The organism is Virgibacillus chiguensis (assembly GCF_900129865.1).
GTDB lineage: Bacteria > Bacillota > Bacilli > Bacillales > Amphibacillaceae > Virgibacillus > Virgibacillus chiguensis.
In genome coordinates, this window is sequence record NZ_FQXD01000024.1 from 24,073 (window position 1) to 38,846 (window position 14,774).

The following is a 14,774-nucleotide window of genomic DNA, read 5'->3' on the forward strand; positions in this document are numbered from 1 at the left end:
GACAGTGCTTTGTTAACAAGAAATAATAGATATATGAATCCTTAACCAAGCTATTTGCAAGAAAGGGAGTATTTATTTTGGACATACATCGAAATACATGGATAGAAATAGAATTGGATGCAATTGCATATAATATAAAGCAAATACAGAAAAAGCTACCAAAAGAAACAAAAGTAATGGCCGTAGTAAAAGCGAATGGGTATGGACATGGAAGCGTACAAATTGCTAGGCAAGCGTTGCAAGCAGGGGCAGATTATTTAGCTGTAGCACTATTAGAAGAAGCGATCAAGTTACGTGAAGCATCAATAAAAGCACCGATTCTCGTGTTAGGTTGGGTTCCACCTGAATCAGCAATCGTTGCAGCAAGGTATGGGGTTACACTAACCGTTTTTCAACAGGAGTGGTTAGAACAAATAAAAGGCTATACTTTCTCTCCACCTCTGCATTTGCATTTAAAAGTGGATACGGGAATGGGGCGAATAGGAATAAGAACAGAGCAAGAATTGAAAGACATTTCACAAGCATTAAATGAAAATAACAGCATATATTTAACTGGGGTGTTTACACACTTTTCTACAGCGGATGAACGAGAGTCAACGTATTTTGATGAGCAACGAATGCGCTTCAAAAATACCCTTTCGCAACTGAAAGAGCTACGAATGGAGAAACTTAACGTTCACATTGGTAACAGTGCTAGTGCTATACGACTTCCAGAAGCCATGTATGATTTTGTTCGTTTTGGAATTTCCATGTATGGGTTATATCCTTCACAAGAAATAAAAGCAAAGGGGGAGATAGAATTAAAACAAGCTTTTTCTTTGCATAGTAGGCTTGTTCATGTCAAAAAAATAAACCCAGGCGACTGTGTTAGCTATGGGTGTACGTATCAGGCAGAAGCAGAAGAGTGGATTGGTACGCTTCCTATTGGATATGGAGACGGTTGGCTAAGAAAGATGCAAGGTTTTTCCGTTCTTGTAGATGGAAAGCGAATGCCTATTGTTGGGAGAATTTGTATGGACCAAACGATGATCAAATTAGATCAAGCGTATCCAATAGGGACGAAGGTGACGCTGATTGGTTGTCAAAATAATGCTTGTATTTCCATGGATGAAGTGTCTAATTATGCTGAGACCATTAATTATGAGATTCCTTGTATATTGAATGGTCGTATTCCTCGTATTTATAAAAAACAATGAATATGTAATGGAATACGGAGCTAATACAACATACAAGAATCATAAAAAGTAAACGAAACGAAATTTGTTGAAGTTATTATCTGTTTTAACGATGTAGGAGAATTTATTGGCTAAAGAAATTACAGTTTTCGCTATAGAGTTTTGGCGATAAAGCTCGTTTTTCTTATACTACTAGGAGAGTGTAAAGTTATCATAGTGTATATAGTATAAGCAAAACGATGGCGCTCTTCCACCATAAGAATTGGCGAGAAGCCAAGTTTTTCTAAATAATGGACATAATTCTTCTAAATGTTATTCTATTTGTATACCACAAAAAAAGTAAAATAAAACGACAAAACAAGCGATTTTTTGGGGAATTTTTATAGAACCCTTTGCAAACAGGCGAATTCAATGATATTATAAAATTAACTTTTACAAAGTTCGTTCAACAGTTGGCGGAGGTGTGATGGTTTTGTCAGAAAGTTTGCAAGAAGTATTAGTGAAAATACCGAAAAACCTGTTAAATGAGGTGGATGGTCTGATGAAATATGAGAATAGTGATCTAAGTGATTTCATATGTCAGGCAACTAGAAACTATCTTCAGCATAAAAGAGATGAGCATTTTCAACAATTTCGCGAAACCATGGAAAAGGGCTATGCAGAAATGGGTCGCATTAATTTGACAATTGCTTCCGAAGCTTTTCAAGCGGAAGAAGAAGCAAAAATCACCTTGGAACGCTCTGTGATCGGGGTGTAACCATTTGATCGTACAAAGAGGCGAAGTGTATTTCGCTGACCTTTCCCCTGTTGTTGGATCAGAGCAGGGAGGCGTCCGCCCGGTATTGATCCTGCAAAATGATATCGGGAATCGTTTCAGTCCTACCGTTATTGTGGCTGCAATTACAGCACAAATTCAAAAAGCCAAACTCCCTACACATGTGGAGATTGATGCAAAACAATATGGGTTTGACCGTGATTCCGTTATTTTGCTAGAGCAGATACGAACACTTGATAAACAAAGGCTAACAGATAAAATTACAAAGTTAGATAAAGAAAAGATGAAAATGATTAATCAAGCATTAGAAATCAGTTTAGGGCTGAAGGATATGTATGATCAATAAATCCTCTTGTGATTGAAACAAGAGGATTTTTTTAATAGGCTTTGTGTGGAATATTATTTCATGATCAATTTGTATCTATGTTACAATAAATGTTGATATCTGCAGAAAATTGTAGGCTTCTATTCGACATATGCAGGGTAGATACCGCGAGAAGGCATATGTTTTGTTGCACTATATGTAAGTATAAAAGTTTAAAGGTTTACAGTATAAGAAAAACTACAGCTTCCGTGATAAAGCTTTGGCGATAGGCCAATTTTTTCTAAAAAGAATAGAGGACTTACACTTGAAAATATAACTATTTAACAATGTAGTAATACGTCGATGGGGGTAATGAAATGGATGAGAAGTTAAAAAATATGGCTATTGAAAACAGCGATTCGATTGTGCAACTTTGGATGGAAGAAATCAATTCCTTAAAGTTAGACAATTATACAGCAAGTATTTCTGATGAACTCTTTGAAAGTACGAATCGACAATTCGTGAATGTTATCTTTCAAAGTATAAAAGACGGGGGTTCATCAAAAGCGGTTAAAGATTTTTCGGAAAGAATTATTAACCTTGGCTGGCCTTTGGGATATATTACCGATGGTTTACAGGTGTTTCGAAGAGTTACGGTGGATTACATTTTAAGCCAATATGAACAACTTAACTCTGAATTTATTTCCAATGTGCTAAAAAGTGTGGATGCTTGGGTAGAACCTATTATCCGTCAACTTGTAAATGAATATTCAGGAAGCTGGGAAAATACCGTTTCCTTACAACGAGTCGCTTTACAAGAATTATCTGCTCCATTAATACCTGTTATGGACGGAATTACGATTATGCCATTAATTGGAACGGTTGATACAGATCGTGCGAAATTAATTATGGAGAATCTATTAGATGGTGCGATTAAACATAACTCAGAAGTAGTTTTAATTGATATTACAGGCGTTCCTGTTGTCGATACGATGGTTGCTCATCACATTATCCAAGCAGCAGAAGCCGTCCGTTTGATTGGCGCAACATGTATTCTTGTTGGCATTAGACCAGAAATTGCCCAAACGATTGTTAATTTAGGCATTGATTTAAGTAAGTTCCCGACAAAGAGTTCCTTGAAGAAAGGGTTTCGTACAGCATTGGAAATTACAGACCGCCAAGTTGTTGATTTGGAAAATAGAGCGGATAGCATAGAACATATGATTCAATCGTTAAAAGGAGAGTGAAGATCGTGCGAATTCCTATTTTGAAACTTCACAACTATTTACTTATCTCCATACAAACAGAAATTGATGACCAAACAGCCATCCAATTTCAAGAGGATTTATTGGATAAAATTCATAAAAATGGTTCGACAGGAGTCGTCATTGATTTAACTTCTGTCGATATCATTGATTCATTTATAGCCAAAGTTTTAGGTGATGTTGTAACAATGTCAGATTTAATGGGGGCAAAGGTAGTTTTAACAGGAATTCAACCAGCTGTAGCGGTGACATTAATTGATCTAGGTATTCACCTGAAGAATGTACCTACAGCATTAAATTTAGAACAAGGCCTTATTAAACTCTACCAGGAATTGGGGGAATAGCCGATGAAGCCTCAATCTTGCGTGAATATAAAAAAAGAATGGGATATAGTGGCAGCAAGACAGTTAGGTAGAGATATTGCAAGGAAGATTGGCTTTGGCACTGTGGATCAAGCTCGTATAGCGACAACGATATCGGAATTATCCAGAAATATTTATTTGTATGCTGATCATGGACAAATCTGTTTTGAGGTAATTGATACATTTGATAATAAAGGGTTATGCATTATTGCTATTGATGTTGGTCCAGGGATTGAAGATATTGGACAAGTATTAGAAGATGGCTATTCTACATCTGGAGGGCTTGGAGCTGGTTTGCCTGGTGTGAAGAGGCTGATGGATGAGTTTGATATTCATTCAGAAGTTGGCAAAGGAACACGAATAAAGACGATTAAATGGCTAAGGTAAGTATGTACCAGCTGTGGAATTGACATTGTGGGAAATGGAAACAGGATAAATTAATTTGTCAAATTAAGCGAGACAACATGCTTTTATTAAATTCCTGACCTAGGGATCGTCGTTACATAAAGATAAATGACCAGAAGAAAGTATACTGAATTTCTTTTTCCCGTTACCCAGTGTCTTGGTAAAGGTGAATGAGGGGGAGAACGATGAGCAGTTTATTGAAATTAGACACAGAAGGATATAAAGCGTTAATGAAACGATATATTGAAACGAGAGATGAACAATCTTTATATGAAATTGAACAGGCGAGTAAGTTATTTATTAAAAATAGTATTCTTCCTGATGAAATTGTCAATATGCATATTCAGTCGCTTAAAGATTTGTATCCTAATTTAAGTGAAGACATTCAATATTCTATGAATTTTTTGTTAGAGGCAATGATTGCATACGGAATTGCTCATCAAGAATACCAGCAGCTTAGGGAAAAGCAATCTGAATTGAAGTCAGAAATATCGGTTGCAGCGAGCATGCAAGAAACCCTTTTAGAAACAAAAAAACCAACGATTGATGGCTTGGATATAGGAGTTATAAGCGTCCCTGCGCATCAAATGAATGGAGATTATCATCATTTTGTGAAGGGTAGAGATGGATCTTTAGGGATTGCTATAGCAGATGTAATTGGTAAAGGAATTCCTGCAGCTCTTTGTATGTCGATGATTAAGTATGCAATGGATAGTTATCCTGAGGACGCGATGACCCCCAAAGCAATATTGGCGAATATGAACCGAGTGGTAGAAAGAAATGTAGATCCGAGTATGTTTATTACTATGTTTTATGCGCAATACCTTCCTTCTGATCATACACTTCGCTACGCTTCAGCAGGTCATGAACCAGGTTTTTATTACAATTCCAGCCAAGACACCTTTGAGGAGTTAACCACGAAAGGTCTGGTTTTAGGTGTTACACCAGACACTACTTATCCACAATATGAATTAAAAATTGAGTCTAATGATATGGTTATTCTTTTAACCGACGGTGTAACGGAATGCAGAGATGGCGAACGCTTTATTGAGCGTCAGGAAGTACTGGACGTTATTAAGCGATATGCCCATTTACCAGTACAAAAAATCGTTGACCAAACGTTCAAATATTTTGAGCGATTACAGGATTTTGAACTTAGAGATGATTTTACATTACTTATTTTACGTAGGGAAGTTTAGGCATATGAAATGCTGGGTATTAGTAAATGGAATGTAGACATGTAAAGATAAACGTAATGGTTTATCTAAAAAGTGTGAAAACTATAAGCTCCTTCATTGTTTTTAGGAGCTAGTTAATGAGGTTTTTTGGTTTTTTAGAAAAGCTTGGCTTGTCGCAAGTCTGATGGGGAATATGGACGCTTTTCTTTTGCTATAAACCTTTCTCTTTGATACTTTACTATCGTGAAAAGAATCCCTTTATGAAGCATATGATTTAGGAGGAAAAGTATGAACTTAACAATTAACGTGGTGGACGAACAACCAAGTAAATCTATTGTTTACTTAGCTGGCGAGATTGACGCTTATACTGCTCCAGATTTAAAAGAAGCTTTAATACCGCTTATGAGACAAGAGGACCAAGTTGTTGCAGTGGATTTAGCGGAAGTGAACTATATGGACAGTACTGGTTTAGGAACTTTTGTTAGCGCGTTAAAATCATCGAAAGAGTATAATAGCAAGCTTACATTGGTGAATATCCAAGACCGTGTACTACGGTTGTTTCAAATTACCGGATTAGACGAAATCATGGATATACGTGCTTCGATTCGAGGTGGAAGTGAATAATGAAGAATTTCGATTTTATTGAATTGAAAGTGCCGGCTAAAGCAGAGTATGTGGGTGTAGTAAGGTTAAGCATGTCGGGAATTGCTAATCGAATGGGCTTTAGTTATGAAGATATTGAAGATTTGAAAATAGCAATATCGGAAGCCATTACAAATACGGTAACACATGCCTATAACGAAGAAGATGAAGGTGAGGTAACCATTGGTTTCGGTGTATATGAAGATCGATTAGAAGTGATGGTTGCTGATCATGGTGGCAGTTTTGACTTAAATGAAATAAAAGACGACATTGGACCATGTAAAGAGAACGAATCAATTGAAGAATTGAGAGAAGGGGGTTTTGGTCTGTTTTTAATTAATGCATTAATGGATAAAGTTCAAATCAAAAATGAATATGGAGTCATTGTTTTAATGACAAAGTATATTCATGAACATGAAGCTGAGGTGGGCTTTGATGACGACCAAATCTCAACCACACAATAGCGGAAGAGATGAGGTTTACCAGTTAATTGAATCATTACAAAAAGAGCCTACGGATGAGTATTTACAGGAACAGCTTGTACTTAAATATAAGGATCTCGTGGAATCTGTTGCACGTAAATATTCCAAAAATAGCGCCATTCATGAGGATCTTGTTCAAGTAGGTATGATCGGTTTGCTTGCTGCAGTACGTCGATATGATTCAACATTCGGTAAATCTTTTGAATCTTTTGCGATACCTACCATTATTGGGGAAATTAAGCGATTTATAAGAGACAAAACATGGAGTGTACACGTCCCTAGGCGGATTAAAGAATTAGGCCCTAAAATAAAAAAAGCGGTTGATACGTTAACAATGGAAAATCAATCTTCCCCTTCCGTAAAGGAAATAGCTGACTTTCTACAAGTCTCTGAGGAAGATATTTTGGAAACAATGGAAATGGGAAAAAGCTATAAAGCTCTATCTGTAGACAGAAAGGTAGAAGCTGATTCGGACGGCAGTACAGTTGCTATATTAGATTTGGTTGGAAACGAGGAAGTTGGCTACGAACAGACAGATCAGAGGATGTTATTAGAGAAGATGCTTCCCATCTTGTCAGAACGTGAGCAAAAAATCTTACAATATACGTATTTCGAAAATAAGAGTCAAAAAGAAACTGGTGAATTGTTAGGTATATCGCAAATGCATGTTTCAAGGTTGCAGAGACGTTCGTTACGCAAATTACGAGAAGCTATTCAATCCGAGGATACGGAGGTCTTTGATTAAAAATGGGACAAGTAAAGGTGTCTGTATTTCAACAAGCGAAAACAGGCAATTACTACTGTGGTGATAGTTTTTTTTATGAAGAGACAAATCGTGAATTTGTTTGCGCTATTGCGGATGGGTTAGGCAGTGGAGAAGTAGCAAAGGAATCATCTCAAGTTGTTATTGATATTATTCAAAATAATATTCATGCAAGTATTGAATCCATTATTAAAGAATGTAATCAACAATTGCAGGGAAAGCGCGGTGTAGTCATTGGCATTCTCAAACTGGATTTTCAAGCAGAGATGTATTCTTTTTCTTCTATTGGCAACATTGGCGTGCTAACAATAACGGACCATCAGCATAAAAAACGTAATATACCCAATGCTGGCTATTTAGCTGGTTTCCATCGTCCGTTTAAGATTGTTCGGGAAAGGCTCCAACCGGATATGGTGTTTATTATGTTTTCGGATGGGGTGACCGATCGCGATTTATCGCAAAAATATTTGCTGACGAAAAATGTCCAAGAAATTACCGAGACGTTTAAATGTTTAGCTAGTGAAAATAGAAGTGATGATACAACATTAATAGCGATGCACTATAGAGGGGCTGATTGAAAAATCAGTCCTTTTCGTCATGAGGATATCAATCTTAAGGATGAGTCCGTCGAACATTTTTTGTTCGTTCTTTTAACGTAGTCATAGCGATAGTAGGAAAGCAAACCATTTTTTGATAAAATAGACCACATGAGTAAAGGAGGAAAGCTTGTGGCAAATGAAATGAATCAAGAATTAAGTTCGTGGGTTGCGAATGAGACGAAAATAAATGTACCCATTGTAAATAAAGTCATTGCTTTACTAGAAGATGGTAACACGGTTCCATTTATTGCTCGTTACCGAAAAGAAGCTACTGGTGGATTAGATGAAGTACAAATTAAATCTGTTCAAGATAAATGGAATTACGCCGTTCACTTAGCGGAAAGAAAGCAGGAAGTATTACGTAGCATTGCTGATCAAGGGAAGTTAACAGATGAGTTGCAGCAGGAAATAATAGCAGCAACGCAATTGCAACGGGTGGAAGATTTATATCGTCCTTACAAACAAAAACGCCGGACAAGAGCCACGATTGCTAAAGAAAAAGGATTGGAACCATTAGCTGAGCTTGTTTGGAAGCAAGAAATGACAATGCTAGCTGATGAAGCAACGAACTATCTTTCAGAGGAACATGAATTACATACCGTAGAAGATGTCTTAGCTGGCGTAAATGATATTATTGCCGAGTGGATAGCTGATGACCCTGGGTATAGAGAATATATGCGTGATGAGACGATGAAACGAGGTACGGTCGCATCAGAAGTAAAAGATCGGGAAAAAGACGAGAAACAAGTATATGAAATGTATTATGATTTCCATGAGGCAGTTCGCTCTCTCGTATCACATCGCGTCCTCGCTCTTAATCGCGGGGAAAAAGAAGAAGTGCTTAAAGTCACCATTCAACCCCCGTCAGAACGGATTCTTCACTTTTTACAACAAAAAATAGTAACAACCTCTGCTCATGCGGATGTTCTGGAATTATTACAACATGCGATTGAAGACAGTTATAAACGTTTAATTCAGCCTTCTTTAGAGCGTGAAATTCGAAGTAACTTAACGGAAAAAGCAGAACAGCAGGCAATTGAAGTGTTTTCCAAAAACTTAAAAAGCCTTTTACTCCAACCACCATTAAAAGGACGAACAATACTGGGGGTAGATCCTGCATTTCGAACAGGTTGTAAGCTAGCCGTTGTGGATGAAACAGGCAAGGTACACCATGTTGGTGTCATGTATCCGACGGCACCAAGAAAGGATACGGCTGGTGCAGAAAAGATTGTTCTGGATTTAATGAAGCAGTATTCAATTGAATTGATAGCGATTGGAAATGGTACAGCTTCTCGAGAGACGGAACAATTCATTGCCGATGTCATTCAAAAGCAAAACCTAGCCATTCCGTATATTATCGTGAATGAAGCTGGAGCAAGTGTGTATTCTGCATCGAAACTTGCAAGAGAGGAATTTCCTGAATTACAAGTAGAAGAGAGAAGTGCTGTATCCATTGCGCGTCGTGTGCAAGATCCATTAGCAGAATTAGTAAAAATTGATCCTAAATCGATTGGTGTTGGACAGTACCAGCATGATGTTAGTCAAAAAGCATTAAATGAATCGTTGACTTTTGTTGTGGAAACAGCAGTTAACCAAGTTGGTGTCAATGTGAATACAGCTTCTTCATCTTTATTACAATATGTATCTGGATTAAGTAAGACTGTTGCTAATAACATCGTTAAGCGAAGAGAAGAAGAAGGGAAGTTTACGAACCGAAAACAATTAAAGAAAATCCCTCGGCTCGGAGCAAAAACATATGAACAAGGAATTGGTTTTTTACGAATCATGGATGGAGAACATGCTTTAGATCGAACGCCCATCCACCCAGAGAGTTATGTAGTAACGGAAAGGTTATTACATTTACTCGGTTGTTCCCTAGAAGATATTGGTACAAATAAATTGAAAGAAGCTATTCATTCCATTAACACGAAAGAAGTTGCTAAACAATTAGAAGTAGGGGAACCGACGCTTCATGATATTGTCCAAGCATTGACAAAGCCGGGGCGAGATCCGCGTGATGATTTTCCACAACCCATTTTAAAGAAAAACGTCTTATCGCTAGAAGACATTGAACGTGGCATGGAATTACAAGGTACGGTACGAAATGTCGTCGATTTCGGCGTGTTTGTAGATATTGGCGTAAAGCAGGATGGGCTTGTTCATATTTCTAAAATGTCACATTCATTTGTAAAACATCCCATGGACATCTCCTCCGTAGGGGATGTTGTTACAGTGTGGGTAGAAGACATTGATGTGAATAAAGGAAGAATTGCATTATCTATGATTCAAGAGAAGTAAATATCTCGCTTTTGGAAAGAAAATATTCTCATACTCCTTTAGATAAGGTTACAAGGGAAAAATGCTTTCATTAAAAAATCCGAACGTTGAATTGGAAACTTGCTAAGAGGATTTCCAATTTGTTCGGATTTTTCTATACGTACATTTATTTAGCGAAAATAAATGGAAAGCTTATTAATATTTTACGCTTTCTGGAACTTGAAGTCCAAGCCCTTGTGCAATACGCTCGCCCCATTCAGCGTCAGCTTTATAGAAATGTTCAATTTGGCGAAGCTTTATTTCATCTCTCGTTACGGGTTTCATATGATCAACGAATGCTTGAATTAAACGATCTTTTTCATCAGCAGACATTAAACGATATAAATCTCCAGCCTGTGTATAATGGTCATCACTGTCATACGGTACGCTATCAGCTTCACCATAGACGTCAAATGGTGTTATTTTTGCTGTTGGATCCTCTACTGGACCATTTACACTATTCGGTTCATAGTTTGGCTTAGATCCGCCATTACCATTAACTGTCATAAAACCATCTCTTTGGTAATGATTGACTTCTGCTTTTGGACGGTTAACTGGAATTTGGTGATGGTTTACACCAAGGCGATAACGGTGTGCATCAGAATATGCAAATAGACGTCCTTGTAGCATTTTATCTGGAGAAGCTTCAATTCCTGGTACAAATTGTCCTGGTGAGAAAGCTGCTTGTTCCACCTCGGCAAAATAGTTTTCTGGATTGCGATTCAAAACCATTCTACCAACCTCAATACGTGGATAATCTTTTTTCGACCATACTTTAGTTACGTCGAAAGGATCCCATTTATACGTCTTCGCATCTTCATAAGGCATGATTTGTACATATAACTTCCATGCTGGAAAATCTTCGTTTGCAATAGCGTTGTGTAAATCTTCTATATGATAATCTGGATTTTCTCCAGCAATCTTCTCTGCTAAAGAAGCCTCAAGCCCTTTTACACCTTGTTCACTAATGAAATGATATTTTATCCAAAAAGCTTCTCCGTCTTTATTAACCCATTTAAATGTATGACTACCGTAGCCATTCATATGTCTAAATGTTGCAGGGATTCCACGATCGCCATGCAAGTAAGTGATTTGGTGAAGTGACTCAGGAGAAAGTGACCAGAAATCCCAAACCATATCTTTGTCTTTTAAATGTGTTTGTGGATTCCGTTTTTGTGTATGAATAAAGTCAGGGAACTTAATTGCATCTCTAATGAAAAATATAGGTGTATTATTGCCAACTAAATCATAATTTCCTTCATCTGTATAAAATTTAACAGAAAAACCACGTGGGTCACGAACTGTGTCGGCAGACCCTAATTCACCTGCTACTGTAGAAAAACGAATAAATAAATCTGTACGTTTACCTGCTTCGCTTAAAAAATCAGCTTTGGTGTATTTGGAAATTTCATCGTTCGTTACTTCGAAGTAGCCATAAGCACCTGCACCTTTAGCATGGACAATACGTTCAGGTATTCTTTCTCTATTAAAATGAGCTAGCTTTTCTAGCAAATGAAAGTCTTGTATAAGAGTAGGACCACGTTGTCCTGCTGTAATAGAATTTTGGTTATCAGCTACTGGCGCACCTGCTGCTGTTGTCATTCGGTTTCTTGTATCCATAATAACTCCTCCTTCTAAGTAATAAATCAGAACTACAATTATATTATAATACAAATCAAACAAAAATCAATATTTAATTATAATAATTTTAAATAAAATAGTGTAAACATAGAATTCGGTTAATCTAGGAGCAAAATTGTGGTAAATTATTGTATAATAATGTTGAAAAATGATAAGGAGTTTTTTCAAATGACAATAGTAAATGATAAAGAACTATATCGCTTCGTAAATAATGTATCCCTTAACTGGTTCAATAAACCATTCCTTCATAAGGTTAAATTCAATCACCGTTTAAGAACGACAGGTGGGAGATATATTCCTGCTAAAAAAATGATTGAATTAAACCCAAAATACTTGGAAGAGGCAGGAGAACAAGCGTTTATAGGGATTATTAAACATGAACTTTGCCATTATCACTTACATATAGAAGGAAAAGGTTATAAGCATAGCGATCGTGATTTTAAAGAATTAATGTCTGCGACAAATTCTCCAAGGTTTTGTCAGCCATTACCTTCGCAGAGAGAATATAAATATATATATGCTTGTAAAACTTGTCATCAAACGTTTAAACGTCAGCGGAAAATGAATACAAATAAGTATAGATGCGGCAAATGTAAGGGGGAAATAGCTTTAGTAATGGAGAAAGGTATATGAAAGCTTTTGGTGAAGTAAGTATAAACTGAAAAAAAACAGGAAAATACTATTGACGATTTTTGTCATTCGTGATACATTAAATAGGCTGTCAATTACATATGAATTCCAATAGAAAAGTGACATTATAAAATTTAGTTAATCTATTGACATTTCGTTTGATTTAATGTATTATATTTTTCGTTGCGATTTATTCAACTTATACTATTCCACAGTAGCTCAGTGGTAGAGCAATCGGCTGTTAACCGATCGGTCGTAGGTTCGAATCCTACCTGTGGAGCCAATCATGGAGAAGTACTCAAGTGGCTGAAGAGGCGCCCCTGCTAAGGGTGTAGGTCGCGTAAGCGGCGCGAGGGTTCAAATCCCTCCTTCTCCGCCATTTCATGGCCCGTTGGTCAAGCGGTTAAGACACCGCCCTTTCACGGCGGTAACACGGGTTCGAATCCCGTACGGGTCATTCTAAAAAAATGAAGAGGTCGGGTCCGGTAGTTCAGTTGGTTAGAATGCCTGCCTGTCACGCAGGAGGTCGCGGGTTCGAGTCCCGTCCGGACCGCCATTGTTGGGCTATAGCCAAGTGGTAAGGCATCGGGTTTTGATCCCGTGTATCCTAGGTTCGAATCCTAGTAGCCCAGCCATTTTTATTTTTAATGGAACTTTACAATTTCGCTATTCTTTGTTGTCGTAATAAGACAACAGAGGATTTCTAATCAGAAATAAATAGGAGCCATTAGCTCAGTCGGTAGAGCATCTGACTTTTAATCAGAGGGTCGGAGGTTCGAATCCTCCATGGCTCACCATTACACATTTAAATATTGCGGGTGTGGCGGAATTGGCAGACGCGCTAGACTTAGGATCTAGTGTCTTCGGACGTGGGGGTTCAACTCCCTTCACCCGCATTAAGATATAACTGTTTTCTAACTGTTTTCTTTATACTATAGAAGAAACTCGCAACTATCTTATCACAAAACAAGCTGCTGTAAATTTCGTTTTCAGCTCCAAATTAATTGTTAACAGAGAAGATTATGAATAGTTTGCTTTTGCCTAAGAAGTTGCTACTATAGGGTATAGACTAATTAAAAGTTTATCTTAGTCTTAGTGAAATAAGTTCATTTAGAAGCTGTGATATACAGCCTTTTATTTTCCGCTTCATATATTGCGGTCGTGGCGGAATGGCAGACGCGCTAGGTTGAGGGCCTAGTGGGTGTATAACCCGTGGAGGTTCAAGTCCTCTCGACCGCATCAAAATAAATGAAATATTTTTTGCGCCCGTAGCTCAATTGGATAGAGCGTTTGACTACGGATCAAGAGGTTAGGGGTTCGACTCCTCTCGGGCGCGCCATATTACGGGAAGTAGCTCAGCTTGGTAGAGCACATGGTTTGGGACCATGGGGTCGCAGGTTCAAATCCTGTCTTCCCGACCATCGCACACTTGATGTGCGGGTGTAGTTTAATGGTAAAACCTCAGCCTTCCAAGCTGATGACGAGGGTTCGATTCCCTTCACCCGCTCCAATTAATTTTATGGGCCTGTAGCTCAGCTGGTTAGAGCGCACGCCTGATAAGCGTGAGGTCGGTGGTTCAAGTCCACTCAGGCCCATTTGCTTGCTATGCTAGGGAGTATGAAGTTTATCGTTTTAATTCAAGGAAATGAAAACTTTAGCATGAAGCTAATTTTCTCTAAAGCTAGCAAGGCAAGATGATCTTATCCTAAAAGAAATGTTGTCCACGAAAATAAATTATATTTTTATTAAAAAAGTGTTGACATTCTGCTCTCTAGGTGATATGATATAAAAGTTGCTTCGTTGAAAGCAACGAAGAAATTTGCTCTTTGAAAACTGAACAAAACAACCAGTATGTCAAGAAAAAACAAACCCTGTTTTTTCTTAAGAAATAAACTGAGAGAAATCTCAGTAGCTAAGAATGATGAAGAACGGTGTTCATCATCACAAACTTTTATGGAGAGTTTGATCTTGGCTCAGGACGAACGCTGGCGGCGTGCCTAATACATGCAAGTCGAGCGCGGGAAGCAAACAGATCTCCTTCGGGAGTGACGCTTGTGGAACGAGCGGCGGACGGGTGAGTAACACGTGGGCAACCTACCTGTAAGACTGGGATAACTCCGGGAAACCGGGGCTAATACCGGATGAAACAAAGCGTCGCATGACGCAATGTTAAAAGGCGGCATATGCTGTCACTTACAGATGGGCCCGCGGCGCATTAGCTAGTTGGTGAGGTAAAG

The 14,774-nt window shown here is 38.0% G+C and carries 14 protein-coding genes, 12 tRNA genes and 1 rRNA gene; 26 read left to right on the forward strand and 1 reads right to left on the reverse strand.

Annotated elements, in window-relative coordinates:
• Window positions 1–74 precede the first annotated feature (74 nt).
• The 12 genes from alr (at window position 75) to BUB45_RS18050 (ending at window position 10,248) form a co-directional block, all read left to right on the forward strand.
• Window positions 75–1,196, forward strand: a complete 1,122-nt coding sequence (gene alr / locus BUB45_RS17995; RefSeq protein WP_073013071.1) for an alanine racemase — start codon at window positions 75–77, stop codon at window positions 1,194–1,196.
• Between the two features lie 451 nt (window positions 1,197–1,647).
• Window positions 1,648–1,932 carry a CopG family ribbon-helix-helix protein gene (locus tag BUB45_RS18000; protein ID WP_077706817.1) on the forward strand — a complete coding sequence of 95 codons (285 nt, stop codon included), beginning with the start codon at window positions 1,648–1,650 and terminating at the stop codon, window positions 1,930–1,932.
• Window positions 1,933–1,936: 4 nt separating this feature from the next.
• On the forward strand, window positions 1,937–2,296 hold the full coding sequence (locus BUB45_RS18005; RefSeq protein ID WP_073013075.1) for a type II toxin-antitoxin system PemK/MazF family toxin: 360 nt from the start codon (window positions 1,937–1,939) through the stop codon (window positions 2,294–2,296).
• A gap of 335 nt (window positions 2,297–2,631) precedes the next feature.
• Window positions 2,632–3,501: an RsbT co-antagonist protein RsbRA gene (locus tag BUB45_RS18010; protein ID WP_073013077.1), complete on the forward strand. Its 870-nt coding sequence runs from the start codon at window positions 2,632–2,634 to the stop codon at window positions 3,499–3,501.
• A 5-nt stretch (window positions 3,502–3,506) separates the two neighbouring features.
• Window positions 3,507–3,863, forward strand: coding sequence for an STAS domain-containing protein (locus BUB45_RS18015; protein ID WP_073013079.1), 357 nt, complete (start codon window positions 3,507–3,509; stop codon window positions 3,861–3,863).
• Window positions 3,864–3,866: 3 nt separating this feature from the next.
• Window positions 3,867–4,268: an anti-sigma regulatory factor gene (locus BUB45_RS18020; RefSeq protein ID WP_073013081.1), complete on the forward strand. Its 402-nt coding sequence runs from the start codon at window positions 3,867–3,869 to the stop codon at window positions 4,266–4,268.
• A gap of 203 nt (window positions 4,269–4,471) precedes the next feature.
• Entirely contained in the window at window positions 4,472–5,485 is a 1,014-nt protein-coding gene (locus BUB45_RS18025; protein WP_073013083.1) for a PP2C family protein-serine/threonine phosphatase, read from the forward strand.
• A 267-nt stretch (window positions 5,486–5,752) separates the two neighbouring features.
• Window positions 5,753–6,088, forward strand: coding sequence for an STAS domain-containing protein (locus BUB45_RS18030; protein WP_073013085.1), 336 nt, complete (start codon window positions 5,753–5,755; stop codon window positions 6,086–6,088).
• Window positions 6,088–6,570: an anti-sigma B factor RsbW gene (gene rsbW, locus BUB45_RS18035; RefSeq protein ID WP_073013087.1), complete on the forward strand. Its 483-nt coding sequence runs from the start codon at window positions 6,088–6,090 to the stop codon at window positions 6,568–6,570. Before BUB45_RS18030 ends, rsbW begins: the two co-directional genes overlap by 1 nt.
• A complete protein-coding gene (gene sigB / locus BUB45_RS18040) occupies window positions 6,542–7,333 on the forward strand; it encodes an RNA polymerase sigma factor SigB (RefSeq protein WP_073013089.1) in 792 nt (263 codons plus the stop codon). Before rsbW ends, sigB begins: the two co-directional genes overlap by 29 nt.
• Window positions 7,334–7,335: 2 nt before the next feature.
• Window positions 7,336–7,929 carry a SpoIIE family protein phosphatase gene (locus BUB45_RS18045; protein WP_073013091.1) on the forward strand — a complete coding sequence of 198 codons (594 nt, stop codon included), beginning with the start codon at window positions 7,336–7,338 and terminating at the stop codon, window positions 7,927–7,929.
• 162 nt (window positions 7,930–8,091) lie between these two features.
• A complete protein-coding gene (locus BUB45_RS18050; RefSeq protein WP_073013097.1) occupies window positions 8,092–10,248 on the forward strand; it encodes a Tex family protein in 2,157 nt (718 codons plus the stop codon).
• Between the two features lie 174 nt (window positions 10,249–10,422).
• Here BUB45_RS18050 and BUB45_RS18055 read toward each other — a convergent pair whose 3' ends face one another.
• Entirely contained in the window at window positions 10,423–11,886 is a 1,464-nt protein-coding gene (locus BUB45_RS18055; RefSeq protein ID WP_073013093.1) for a catalase, read from the reverse strand.
• Between the two features lie 189 nt (window positions 11,887–12,075).
• On the opposite strand from BUB45_RS18055, the gene BUB45_RS18060 reads away from it, so the two are divergent.
• The 14 genes from BUB45_RS18060 to BUB45_RS18125 all read left to right on the forward strand — a co-directional run.
• A complete protein-coding gene (locus BUB45_RS18060) occupies window positions 12,076–12,540 on the forward strand; it encodes a SprT family protein (RefSeq protein ID WP_073013098.1) in 465 nt (154 codons plus the stop codon).
• A gap of 205 nt (window positions 12,541–12,745) precedes the next feature.
• Window positions 12,746–12,820, forward strand: a tRNA-Asn gene (locus tag BUB45_RS18065).
• A 5-nt stretch (window positions 12,821–12,825) separates the two neighbouring features.
• A tRNA-Ser gene (locus BUB45_RS18070) sits at window positions 12,826–12,916 on the forward strand.
• Between the two features lie 6 nt (window positions 12,917–12,922).
• Window positions 12,923–12,994 (forward strand) — tRNA-Glu (locus tag BUB45_RS18075).
• Between the two features lie 22 nt (window positions 12,995–13,016).
• A tRNA-Asp gene (locus tag BUB45_RS18080) sits at window positions 13,017–13,093 on the forward strand.
• Window positions 13,094–13,097: 4 nt separating this feature from the next.
• A tRNA-Gln gene (locus BUB45_RS18085) sits at window positions 13,098–13,172 on the forward strand.
• An 86-nt stretch (window positions 13,173–13,258) separates the two neighbouring features.
• Window positions 13,259–13,334, forward strand: a tRNA-Lys gene (locus tag BUB45_RS18090).
• A 17-nt stretch (window positions 13,335–13,351) separates the two neighbouring features.
• A tRNA-Leu gene (locus BUB45_RS18095) sits at window positions 13,352–13,433 on the forward strand.
• Window positions 13,434–13,692: 259 nt separating this feature from the next.
• Window positions 13,693–13,776: transfer RNA gene (locus tag BUB45_RS18100), tRNA-Leu, on the forward strand.
• 23 nt (window positions 13,777–13,799) lie between these two features.
• A tRNA-Arg gene (locus BUB45_RS18105) sits at window positions 13,800–13,876 on the forward strand.
• A gap of 5 nt (window positions 13,877–13,881) precedes the next feature.
• Window positions 13,882–13,958 (forward strand) — tRNA-Pro (locus tag BUB45_RS18110).
• A gap of 15 nt (window positions 13,959–13,973) precedes the next feature.
• A tRNA-Gly gene (locus tag BUB45_RS18115) sits at window positions 13,974–14,047 on the forward strand.
• A gap of 11 nt (window positions 14,048–14,058) precedes the next feature.
• Window positions 14,059–14,132, forward strand: a tRNA-Ile gene (locus tag BUB45_RS18120).
• A gap of 355 nt (window positions 14,133–14,487) precedes the next feature.
• Window positions 14,488–14,774, forward strand: a 16S ribosomal RNA gene (locus BUB45_RS18125); the annotation flags it as partial.

Excerpts from the sequence above, each read along its gene's own strand:
- BUB45_RS18010 (WP_073013077.1), top strand. The coding sequence starts at position 2,632 with ATGGATGAGAAGTTAAAAAATATGGCTATTGAAAACAGCGATTCGATT.
- BUB45_RS18020 (WP_073013081.1), top strand. The coding sequence starts at position 3,867 with ATGAAGCCTCAATCTTGCGTGAATATAAAAAAAGAATGGGATATAGTG.
- BUB45_RS18025 (WP_073013083.1), top strand. The coding sequence starts at position 4,472 with ATGAGCAGTTTATTGAAATTAGACACAGAAGGATATAAAGCGTTAATG.
- BUB45_RS18030 (WP_073013085.1), top strand. The coding sequence starts at position 5,753 with ATGAACTTAACAATTAACGTGGTGGACGAACAACCAAGTAAATCTATT.
- rsbW (WP_073013087.1), top strand. The coding sequence starts at position 6,088 with ATGAAGAATTTCGATTTTATTGAATTGAAAGTGCCGGCTAAAGCAGAG.
- sigB (WP_073013089.1), top strand. The coding sequence starts at position 6,542 with ATGACGACCAAATCTCAACCACACAATAGCGGAAGAGATGAGGTTTAC.
- BUB45_RS18045 (WP_073013091.1), top strand. The coding sequence starts at position 7,336 with ATGGGACAAGTAAAGGTGTCTGTATTTCAACAAGCGAAAACAGGCAAT.
- BUB45_RS18050 (WP_073013097.1), top strand. The coding sequence starts at position 8,092 with ATGAATCAAGAATTAAGTTCGTGGGTTGCGAATGAGACGAAAATAAAT.
- BUB45_RS18055 (WP_073013093.1), bottom strand. The coding sequence starts at position 11,886 with ATGGATACAAGAAACCGAATGACAACAGCAGCAGGTGCGCCAGTAGCT.
- BUB45_RS18060 (WP_073013098.1), top strand. The coding sequence starts at position 12,076 with ATGACAATAGTAAATGATAAAGAACTATATCGCTTCGTAAATAATGTA.